Source organism: uncultured Limosilactobacillus sp. (genome assembly GCF_934202705.1).
GTDB lineage: Bacteria > Bacillota > Bacilli > Lactobacillales > Lactobacillaceae > Limosilactobacillus.
Window position 1 is genome coordinate 1 of sequence record NZ_CAKPYE010000017.1, and the last position, 11,519, is coordinate 11,519.

Consider the following 11,519-nt stretch of genomic DNA (forward strand, 5'->3'; position numbering starts at 1 on the left):
CAATTGGTTAAGAATAATTATGTTCAATCCCAGTGGGGACAATGGTACATGTTTGGTGATGATGGAAAGATCGTAACCGGACCACATATGTGGCAAGGATCGATGTATTACTTTGATCCAGATACTTACGGAGTTGTAAAGAACGATTACCGCGTTCCTACCGGTGAAAAGACTGGATATTTGTTAGGCAGTGAAGGACAGGCCCTAACAGGATTTCAGAATTGGCAAGGCAGCCGTTATTACTTCAACCCATCAAATTATAAGTTAGTAACTAATAGTTATCTGTACGTGGATGGTAATTTATACTATGTTGATGGTAGTGGATTTATTAATAAAAGTTCATTTAGTAATGCTTTAAATCAGTATATTGTAAATAATCACATTGGTCATGCTAATATCGTTCAGCACTATGTTATTCCGCAAAATACCACTGGAGCATATCGAGGAACTAGCAATGGCCTTCCTAATATGGTAATTGTTCATGAAACTGCCAACCCTAATGACAGTATTTGGGGAGAAATAAATTATGAAGCGAATACTTATAATAAAGCATTCGTACATGCATTTGTTGATGGCAACAATATCATTGAAATCTCTTCGACGGATCATGAAGCATGGGGAGCCGGTTACCCAGCCAATAGCCGTGCAGTACAATTTGAACAAGTTGAGGTTCATAGTGCTTGGGAATTTGCTCGTGAAATATCAAATGCTGCATATTATACTGCGTATAATATGCATAAATATGGAATGACACCTTCTTTAGGTGGCACGTTATATTCACACCATATGATTTCACAAACATTTGGTGGTACTGACCATACGGATCCAGATGCATATTGGTCAAGAAATGCAAGTATGTTTGGAACAGGATATACGATGAACGACTTCTATCAGTTAGTTCAGGCATATTATGCTGCAATCTAATGATATTATTAAATTTTAGGTATCGAGTTATCTTGATGCCTTTTTTGTTGCAATAATATTACAATGATTTTGCAATCATTATCATTGATTAACATATAGTCTATATTTAAGACTTTCTAAGGAAGTTGTGATAGATTAAAAAACGTTGAATATTAATAAAATAGATTACTGAAAAATTTGAAAGGGTTGTTATTAACTTTATGGATTCTAAAAAGCATTTTAAACTGTATAAGAGTGGTAAGAAGTGGTGTGCAATGGCTATTGCAACCATGACCGCAGTTATGGGAGTGACTGTAGCTACTCAGTCCGTACAAGCTGATGTTACTGATGCTTCTGACAGTGTTCAACAACTTAGAAATAATAACCAAGACACGGTAACTACAGATAACAATCACAACAATGAATTAAATACTACAAGCAGTACTTATAGCTCAGATGTGAATTTTGCATCAAAAAAAGTATCTGTCACTAATAAATCTACAAAAAATGGTTGGTATGATGAGAACGGTCAAAAAGTTTACTACCAAAATGGTCAAACAGAATCAGGTCGTCATTATTCTCAGTTAGACTCAATGGATGGCAGCAATACTCAAAGTTATTACTTAATGGATAATGGGGTTGCTCAGTCTGGACTTCAAGAATGGCAGGGCACAAACTGGTATTTCGACCCAGTTACCTACCAGTTAGTAAAAAATGCATATGTTGATCCAGATAATAACAACACTGGATTCCTAACTAACAATGATGGTGCTGCTGTAAATGGATTACAAGAATGGCAAGGCAATTTCTTCTATTTTAATACATCTACTTACCGTTTAGAGAAGAATAGTTATGTAGATCCCGATGGTAATAATAGCGGTTACCTTTTAGGGACAGATGGAATTGTTAAATCTGGCCTTCAAGAATGGCAAGGTAACCATTTTTACTTCGATGAAAGATCAAAGAAGTTACAAAAAAATACTTATGTTGTTCCATCTGCAATGAATGATGGATACTTGTTGGATCAAAATGGTATTGCATTGACTGGTGTTCAAAAATGGCAGGGTACTTACTATTATTTCGATCCATCCAATTACCAATTAGTAAAAAATGCTTATGTTCAATCGCAGTGGGGATCATGGTATTTGTTTGGGAACAATGGAATGATAGTGACTGGTCTGGCAAAATGGCAAGGCTCATTATTCTACTTTGATCCGAACACTTACCAAGCAGACAAAAATATGAATGTAGTTGTTAATGGAACTACATATCATTTGGATGGTAACGGATTTGCTACAGTTATTAATACTGCAGCAACTAAAGCTGACCGTGCTTTAACTATGTTAGGTACTCCATATGTTTGGGGTGGTAACACTCCTACTGGATTTGATTGTTCCGGATTAGTACAATGGGCATTTGGCTTAGGATCGAACTATCGAACAACTTACCAACAAACAAATCTTGGTTCACATCATCGTGATGTTTATAATGCTCCAAAGGGGTCGTTAGTATTCTTTGGTAGTGATGGTGCACCATACCACGTTGGTATTTCATTAGGTAATGGTACCTTTGTTCATGCTCCAGAACCTGGTGATCGTGTTAAAATTACTAAAATGGCTTACTATACTCCAAGTTATTATATTGTAATGAATTAATAAGATTAATTAAAAAGTAACCATTTAAAATTAATTTTGATATAATTGATTCAATACATGAACGACAATAAGAGGGGTAAACTATGAAATTTCCAAAAATTATGATGTCAACAATGGCTGGGGCAATGGTTTTATCCTTAGCTGCTTGTGGAAGTAAGTCAACCACAGAGACTAAAAAAGACGTTGCGGAAAGTAGTCATGTTACTAAGAAACATAGTAACAAAAAGGGTGCTAGCAAGGTATCAAAGAAAAATTCTCAAAGTAAGGAAGCTAGTTCTAAAGATAATGTAGTTGTTTCAAAGAATAGTTCTTCAACGAACACAACTATTAATGGCGTTAAGAATAGCGCAACTGCACAGTCTGTGAGTCAACGTCAAACACGGACGATGACTGCAGTAGATGCCCGAAACTTAGTGAAGGAACATCTAGGTAACCAACGTGCTAATTCATTGGAAGCTGGTAAGGGAGAGCCGGTTCAACCTGAAGTAAGCGCAATTGATGGCTTTAATGTAAAGCAAAATGGCACAAATGATTGGACTGTTTCTGGTGTATATAGTGGTAAGACATATACTTATCATGTAACACCAAGTGCAATTACGGGTGCCTAAGGAAAAATAATTAGTGTATAATTAGTCGGTACGGTTCAGTACCGATTTTTTTATTAATTAAGTAAAGAGGATCGTTATGGATAAATTATCAATTGTTGTTCCCTGTTACAATGAGGAAGAATCAATTCCATTATTTTTCCCGTCTGTAGAAAAGGAAGTTAATAAAATTGACGAGCTAAAAGTTGAATATTGGTTTGTTAATGATGGCTCTGATGATCGAACTCTGCATGAACTCAGAAAGCTTAATGAAGAATATTCTGATAAAGTTCATTATGTATCATTTTCGCGAAATTTTGGTAAAGAAGCAGCACTTTATGCAGGTTTACAAGCCACTACTGGCGATTATGTAGTGGTAATGGATGTTGATTTACAGGATCCGCCTTCGTTTCTCCCAAAAATGATTGATGTACTTAGAAGTAGTGATTATGATTGCGTGGGTACTAGAAGGGTTGACCGGACTGGAGAAGCTAAGATAAAGTCATTTTTAAGCAACCAGTTTTATAATGTGATTAATCGTATTTCCCAGACCTCTATAGTTCCAGGTGCACGTGATTATCGGATGATGACTAGACAGATGGTTAATGCTGTTTTGTCTATGACAGAATATGACCGCTTTTCTAAGGGCATTTTTAGCTGGGTAGGATTTAAAACTAAATATTTGGATTACCATAATATTGAAAGGGCAGCTGGGGAAACAGACTGGTCGACTTGGAAACTCTTTAAATATGCAATGAATGGGATCGCTGATTTTTCACAAGCTCCGTTATCAATCGCTGTTTGGTTGGGATCTGCTTCATTTATTCTTTCAATTGTTGGTATTGTCTTTGTCATTATTCGACGTATTTTAGAACCCACTAGTAGTGTATTTGGTTGGGCATCCTTAGTATGTCTAATTTTACTGTTGGGTGGTTTGCAATTACTATGTATTGGGATTGTTGGCAAATATGTTGGAAGAACTTATATGCAAACTAAAAATCGTCCAATTTATATCATTAAGGAGAAGCGGTAATGCAAGAAGAAAGTGCACCACTAATCAGTGTTATTATTCCTGCTTATAATGTTGAAAGATATATTACAAAAAGCATAAACTCTATTTTAAATCAGACGTATCGTAACATTGAAGTAGTTGTAATTGATGATGGATCTACAGATAGGACCAAAGAAATAATAGCTAACTTAGCAAGGAAAGATACTAGAATCAAGCTATATACCCAAGAAAATTCAGGTGTTGCTGATGCCAGAAAGAGAGGGATAGATCTTTCTCATGGAAAGTATATTTCTTTTGTGGATCCTGACGATGTTGTAACGTCAGATTATATACAGTATATGTTTCAATTGCTGAGAAATAATAATTTTAATTCCAAAGTAGCGCTATGTACTTTAAAAGATATATTTAGCACAGGTGCAGTTATTGACCATGGCGATGGAACAGAAAAAACATTATCAAATAAAAATGCATTAGAGATGATGTGCTATAACGACCGTGTGGATACCTGTTGTGTTGCAAAATTAGTTGATAGTAGTCTCTATAAAAGTTCCCAATTTGTTGGTTTTCAAAAAGGCAAATTATTTGAAGACATGGGAACAACTTATTCTTTATTTGAGCAATCTCCAACAATTGAGTGCGGGTTCGTATCAAAATATAAATACTTTATTAGAAATAACTCTATTACCACGAGCAAATTTAATATTAGAAAATTAGACTTACTTGAGATGACTGATCAAATGGCTAATAGTGTTAATCAACAGTTCCCAGAACTTAAAAGTGCGACGTTAAGAAGACAAGCGTATGCAAGGTTTAGTACTTTAAACCAAACTTTAGATGCTTCTGGGGATAAAGTAAAGTCAGCACAAAAATCGATGGTTACCTTTTTACATAATCATCGAAAGCAAGTTTTAAGTGATCCAAAGACTCCAAAACGAGACCGAGTAGCTTTTTATATGCTTACCTTTGGGTTACCTTTTTATAAATTTTCATGGAAAGCTTATTTAAAATTTGTAAAAAAGGCTAAATAGAGGTTAGAAGACAAAGCAATGAGTTTTAATAAAAAGCCAATTATGTATTGGTCATTAGAATTATTAATTTTATCTTTATTAATTTGGGTTTGTACTAAAATTGATTTTATCTTTCGGCCAATTCTCATTTTTATTTCAGTCGTTTTTGTTCCAGTAATTATTTCGTTATTTTTGTATTACATGCTAAGACCGATTTTGAAACTTTTTCTAAAAATCAAAGTTGGTAAGCATAGAATGCCGCGTGGTGTAGCAAGTTTAATTATTGTATTGCTCTTAATTCTATTGGTATGTAGTGTCATTGCAGCCGTCATTCCCTCAATGGTAAATGAATTGACGCAGATTATCAAAGGATTACCGACAGCGGCTAAAGAGACTCAAAAATGGATTGTAAAATTATCACATCATCCTTGGTTGCGTGAGATTGACTTTAATGCCTACTACAAACAGCTAAATAACCAATTATCAAAATCATCACAAACGATTTTAAAGGGTCTTACTGATCGCGCAGGTACAGTTATTAGTATGGTTACCAGTACCTTGATTGTTGCGATTACAGTGCCTGTTATGTTATTTTACATGCTAAAGGATAGCGATAAATTTGTGCCAAGTGTCCAGAAATATTTTTCTAAAGAACACGGAGAAGAGATTGCAAAGCTATTACATCAAATGAACGCTACACTGTCGTCTTATATTGCAGGGCAAGCAATTGAATGTATTTTTGTGGCTGTTGCGACGAGTATTGGATATTTAATTATTGGTCAGCCCGTTGCTATTGTGCTCGGATTGATTGCTGGTTTAACAAATATGATTCCATACGTGGGACCATATATTGGTATTGCACCAGCATTGATGGTTTCTTTAGCGATGGCACCAAAGAAGCTGATATGGGTAATTATAGTTGTAATTGTTGTTCAACAAATTGATGGGAACATAATTTATCCAAATATCATTGGTAGGACACTGCAAATCCATCCGCTGACAATTATTATGCTTCTCTTAGCTGCAGGAAACATTGCTGGTATCCCAGGAATGATATTATGTATACCTTTTTACGCAGTTGTTAAAACCATTTTTAATTATATTTGGAGTATTTATCGTATTGAGAATCATAACCACCCGTAAAACGGGCTATAAGCCGCTATTTACAACCAGCGTCCCAAGGCGCTGGCTTTTTCTTTATTCAAGCCAAAATACTTTGGCTACTTCACTACTGCTTTAAGCAGTGTTTGTAATACTTTACCTACCCTTAAAAGGATTGGAATATTCAACCGTTGTTATTTTATCAACTAATTGATCATGTTTTTCTTGATCTCTAATGTACTTACGAATCGTAGATTCGTTCAATCCGACGGTGCTAACATAATATCCTTTCGCCCAAAAATGACGATCCCCATATTAGATTTTGGCTTGAACACCTATATATTAAGGCCAAAGGGTTTTTTATTTATATAATTTTGATTGCCCACCCGCATAGCAGGTGGTTTTTTGGTTTTTTGTTTCGCACGTGCGCTATCGCTTACGCACTCAAGGCAATAAAAAAAGTAGATCCATTATGAACCTACTTTTTTAGTAGACTAATTCTGAACTACTATAATGACTTCCTTTTGGAGTGGATGAATGCTCACTACTTACACTGCCGGGAACATTGTACTCAGCACCACCAGGAAGCTTAAAGTTTGTATGGGTATATCCATCATAGTGAGTTTGCATCCGATATATTCGAGTTTCGTGATTATCAACGGTAATTGGTTCTAGGCCAAGTTGAGTTCTGATGATTTTGGAAATGCGATTAATTTCTTTTGGACTGGCGATTTGGAAGGAAGCTCCATCAATCGTTGCGTTCTTTCCTTTAAAGTGGTAGGTTTTCACATTATTCATGGCTGGACGGTAGTTACCATATAGTACAGAGATGCTGTCCAGTGGAATGTTCGTTTTAACTCCGTCTTTGACGGCCGCTAAGATCTTATTTACAGCGCCAACAGAACCAGAAGACTTGAATTTATGGATGACATTGGTCATGATTTGCTGTTGCCGTTTTTGACGACCGTAATCATTATTAGGATCGTCATATCTCATTCTCGAATACTTTAAAGCAAGTTCCCCGTTGAGATGTTGCTTTCCCTTAGGAAAGTGATGGCCTTCATAATCGAAGGCAAATGGATTATCGACTTCAACTCCGCCAACGGCATTAACAACTTTCTTCAATACTCCCATGTTTACAACGGCGTAGTAATCAATTGGAATTCCTAGTAATTCTTTAACCTGTTTAACCGTTTGCTTTGGACCACCAATGGAGTAAGCAGCGTTTATTTTAACGTAATCTGCTCCTTTACTGGTGTTAACGCGGACTAAGGTATCACGAGGAATACTAGTCATTGTAATTGATTCTTTTTTAGGATTAACCGTAATAACTTCCAATGTATCAGTATTACCACCAGAATTACCACGGTTTAAAGCACCAACATCGGTTCCCATGGCTAAGATGGAAACTGGCTGACCTTGGGCAAGCTTTTTGTCAACTTTCCCATCGCCACTACTGAAGACACCTTTGGCGGTACTATGCAATTGATGGTATTCATAGCCACCTGCAAATAATAGTAAGACGGCAATAATTCCAATAATTCGCCAAACCCAGTGGAACCCCTTTTTGTGGTGGTAAACGTAGGGTGGACGATGGTCAAAGTCATCATTCGAATGATGATGAGCTCGTTGGTCGATTTCTTCTTCAAGATGGCGTCGGTATTCGGCCCGTGTTTCATGTTCGTGATTCATATTCGACAACCTCTATTTAAATTCGTAATTTTAATTTATATATTAACTTTCTAACCTTAGCAAATCAACGTTCAGTAGTCAATTTTAGATCGCAGTTTTTAAGGAGAATGTAATATTTTTCTGCTATTAAGACATGATTAATTATGGTAACATTAAACAGATAATGCTTGAAAGGACGATTCAATAATGACAACAGCAAAACAACTAGCTGAAGCTGTTAATAAGCGTCGGACATTTGCAATTATTTCGCACCCGGACGCTGGAAAGACGACCATTACCGAGCAAATGCTTCTATTTGGGGGAATTGTGCGTGAAGCTGGAACGGTTAAGGGCCGGGGTAGTAGTAACTTTGCCAAGTCAGACTGGATGGAGATTGAACAAAAACGTGGAATCTCCGTGACATCATCTGTGATGCAGTTTGATTTTGAAGGAAAACGAATTAATATTCTTGATACCCCAGGACACGAAGACTTTTCTGAAGATACTTATCGGACTTTGATGGCGGTCGATTCTGCTGTCATGGTCATTGATGGTGCTAAAGGGATTGAGCCGCAAACGCGGAAGCTTTTCCAAATTTGTAAAATGCGGGGAATTCCGATCTTTACCTTTATTAATAAGTTTGATCGGGATGCTCGTGATCCATTAGATTTAATGAACGAAATTGAAGAAACGCTTGGAATTGAAACTTATCCAATGGACTGGCCAATTGGGATGGGGCGTCAATTTATGGGAGTTTACGATCGTTACAATAAACGTGTAGCTTTGACTCACCCTGAAGATGATAACAACCCATATTTACCACTTGACAATGATGGACAAGTAATTGGTAATAATCCATTGGCTAGTGAAGGCGAGTGGAAGGATGCTTTAGATGGTATCGAACTAGTTGAAATGGCAGGAAATGAATTTAGTGAAGAAAAAATTCTTAAGGGTGATCAAACACCTGTCTTCTTTGGTTCTGCATTGACTAACTTTGGAGTGCGAACTTTTTTGGAAACCTATTTAAAGTATGCACCGGCACCAAGTGCTCATAAGACTGAAAATGGTGAAGAGATTGAACCACTAGATTCAGAACTCTCAGGATTTGTCTTTAAGATCCAGGCTAACATGAATCCACGTCATCGAGATCGGATTGCTTTCGTACGGATTTGCTCTGGTGAATTTGATCGGGGAATGGATGTTACTTTGGAGCGAACTGGAAAACCAGTTCGGCTCTCCAACGTGACAGAATTTATGGCTAATACCCGGGAAAATGTTGAAAAAGCCGTGGCCGGAGACATTATTGGTTTGTATGATACCGGTAACTTCCAAATTGGTGACTCCATTTACACTGGTAAGAAGGACATTAAATTTGAAAAGTTACCACAATTTACACCAGAATTGTTTATGCGTGTTTCTGCAAAGAACGTTATGAAGCAAAAGTCATTTCATAAGGGAATTAACCAGTTAGTGCAAGAAGGTGCCGTTCAGTTATTCCAAGGATATAATTCGAACGATTATATTTTGGGTGCAGTTGGTCAACTGCAATTTGAAGTGTTTAAGTTCCGGATGCAAAATGAATATAATTCTGAAGTAGTTATGGAACCAATGGGGAATAAAACGGCTCGTTGGATTAATCCAGAGCAATTGGATCCGAAGATGTCTTCTTCACGGAATATTTTGGTTAAGGATATTAATGGTGATCCACTATTCCTGTTTGAAAATCAATTTGCGGAAAATTGGTTTAAACAGAAGTATCCAGATGTTGAGTTAACAGCGAAATTGTAGGAGATTTTAAATGGTTAGAAAAGTTTCATTTTATATAACTACATTTTTAGCATTACTTGTTTTTATATATATTTTTTTTAATCAATTGTCTAAAGGGTTATATTTAGTTGGTGACACATCTTTTCACGTTAGTAGAATTTATGATATTCGACAATCATTTTTTAATCATGAAATACCACTTTGGATAAATTTTCATTCTTTTTTTGGCTTGGGGCAAGCAGTTAATGGTATGTATCCAGATATTTCTTTATGGCCCTTTATCATGTTAACTTTGTGGATGCCATTTCATACGCAAATTGTGGTTATTAATGGCCTGATTTTTATACTTACTCTCTGTGTAAGCTTTTTTACTTTTCAAAATCATAAAGTGAACGTTGAGAATGCAATTTTAGCTTCTATTATTTATGCTTTTTCAGGATATTGCATTTATGCTTTTATTTATGAATTTCAACCTGGAACAGCAGTGATATATTGTTTCTCATTTCCGATCTTGTATTTTATTAAGGATGTTTTAGAAAAAGATGTTATTGATTTTAGATTGGTAATTAAAGGTGCATTAATATTTACGTTAATTTTATATTCTCATCTACTTAGTGCTGTTATATTTGCAACAGTTTTTGTGATTGCTTGGTTAGTGAATATTCTTATCAACAATAGAATTAATTTTTTTACGTTAATTAATATGTTACTTTCTGGTTGTCTAGCGTTGATTTGCAGTATGCCAATAATTTACAGAACTTTTCTTATTGAGAAAAGTGGGATCTCCTCGCCTTTTGGAAAGGGGCACGTCACTGCAGAAAGTTTTATGGATGTATTTATTCATTCTGATATAATTTCCAGAACTTCAATATCAATAATTGCTCTAGCACTCATGGTAATAGTGCTATGTAATGAAACAAAAGATAGTAAGATTATTTCCGCTTTGTTGGTCGAGTTTGTACTAATCTTGATGTGTACTGATGTAATGCCATGGACTATATTAGGTAAATTGCCGTTGATTAATATGCTTCAGTATACGCCATGGCGCTTTGGAATTTGGCTTAGCGTAATTCCTCTCTATGTTTTTTTAAGGTCAAGTTGGTCAAAGTATTCATTTAATATAGGGGGGGTAATTTTGGTAATACTTGCAATAGTTTCAGTTGTTTCCAGTGCCGGAAAGTTTCATGATGCTAGTAGCGATGTTGCCAGGTTAAATGAGGATGCTCCACTAACTTACTATTTTCATGATCGTAAATTTAATAATATCTATAATCGAATACTTGTAAAAGACTATTCTCCAAATGGAAGTAATAATGTTGGAGAAAAAGACAAAGTTCAAAAGCATACTAGAATTATGGCAACTAATCCAACTATTAAAGTTAAAGGAAAAAGCTTTAAATTAAGAAGAAAGCCATTAAGAAATGGGGTAATGTTTAGCTTAGACACAGATAAGAAGGTTTATAAAAGTTCAGGTCATTTAATGTTGCCAGTATATGGTTATAAATCTTTATTAAAACAATATACGATTAGTATTAATGGAAAGAAAATTGACAGACGTAACTATGCAGTATCCAATGGATGGCTTACTATTTATAATGTAAAGGAAAATAATATTAATAATATTAAGGTGCAGTTTAGTAATCCTAAAATATACGTTTACACTCTTTGTTTTTCCATCTTTATAATTTTGTTATTAATATTTATTCTTGGGAACATGAGAGGAAATTTTAATGATGAAAATTCACTACAAGATGTATAAAAAAGGTAAGACCTGGTGTTATATGGCCTTAGCGACGATTGCAGCCGCCACCGGCATGGC

General features: G+C 35.6%; 10 protein-coding genes and 1 pseudogene. 9 read left to right on the top strand and 2 right to left on the bottom strand.

From position 1 onward, the window contains the following. The 6 genes from Q0C76_RS08765 to Q0C76_RS08790 all read left to right on the top strand — a co-directional run. On the top strand, positions 1–924 hold a 924-nt coding region (locus tag Q0C76_RS08765; protein ID WP_295732120.1), incomplete at its 5' end, for an N-acetylmuramoyl-L-alanine amidase family protein. A 200-nt stretch (positions 925–1,124) separates the two neighbouring features. Next, positions 1,125–2,558, top strand: coding sequence for an NlpC/P60 family protein (locus Q0C76_RS08770; RefSeq protein ID WP_295732123.1), 1,434 nt, complete (start codon positions 1,125–1,127; stop codon positions 2,556–2,558). An 83-nt stretch (positions 2,559–2,641) separates the two neighbouring features. Next, positions 2,642–3,166: a hypothetical protein gene (locus tag Q0C76_RS08775; RefSeq protein WP_295732126.1), complete on the top strand. Its 525-nt coding sequence runs from the start codon at positions 2,642–2,644 to the stop codon at positions 3,164–3,166. 76 nt (positions 3,167–3,242) lie between these two features. After that, positions 3,243–4,175, top strand: a complete 933-nt coding sequence (locus tag Q0C76_RS08780) for a glycosyltransferase family 2 protein (protein WP_295732129.1) — start codon at positions 3,243–3,245, stop codon at positions 4,173–4,175. Then, positions 4,175–5,182 (top strand): glycosyltransferase family A protein, encoded by a 1,008-nt coding sequence (locus tag Q0C76_RS08785; protein ID WP_295732132.1) that lies wholly within the window; start codon positions 4,175–4,177, stop codon positions 5,180–5,182. The genes Q0C76_RS08780 and Q0C76_RS08785 overlap by 1 nt, the downstream gene beginning before the upstream one ends. A gap of 18 nt (positions 5,183–5,200) precedes the next feature. After that, positions 5,201–6,304 carry an AI-2E family transporter gene (locus tag Q0C76_RS08790; RefSeq protein ID WP_295732135.1) on the top strand — a complete coding sequence of 368 codons (1,104 nt, stop codon included), beginning with the start codon at positions 5,201–5,203 and terminating at the stop codon, positions 6,302–6,304. 114 nt (positions 6,305–6,418) lie between these two features. Here the strand turns inward: Q0C76_RS08790 and Q0C76_RS08795 are convergent. Then, positions 6,419–6,595 (bottom strand): annotated as a pseudogene (locus tag Q0C76_RS08795) (transposase); the annotation flags it as partial. 153 nt (positions 6,596–6,748) lie between these two features. Next, positions 6,749–7,954 (bottom strand): LCP family protein, encoded by a 1,206-nt coding sequence (locus Q0C76_RS08800; protein ID WP_295732138.1) that lies wholly within the window; start codon positions 7,952–7,954, stop codon positions 6,749–6,751. A 186-nt stretch (positions 7,955–8,140) separates the two neighbouring features. On the opposite strand from Q0C76_RS08800, the gene Q0C76_RS08805 reads away from it, so the two are divergent. The 3 genes from Q0C76_RS08805 to Q0C76_RS08950 all read left to right on the top strand — a co-directional run. Beyond that, positions 8,141–9,721 carry a peptide chain release factor 3 gene (locus Q0C76_RS08805; protein ID WP_295732141.1) on the top strand — a complete coding sequence of 527 codons (1,581 nt, stop codon included), beginning with the start codon at positions 8,141–8,143 and terminating at the stop codon, positions 9,719–9,721. 10 nt (positions 9,722–9,731) lie between these two features. Beyond that, positions 9,732–11,459, top strand: coding sequence for a hypothetical protein (locus Q0C76_RS08810; protein WP_295732144.1), 1,728 nt, complete (start codon positions 9,732–9,734; stop codon positions 11,457–11,459). Next, the coding region (locus tag Q0C76_RS08950) for a KxYKxGKxW signal peptide domain-containing protein (protein WP_367268470.1) at positions 11,452–11,519 on the top strand (68 nt) is incomplete at its 3' end. The genes Q0C76_RS08810 and Q0C76_RS08950, both read left to right, overlap by 8 nt.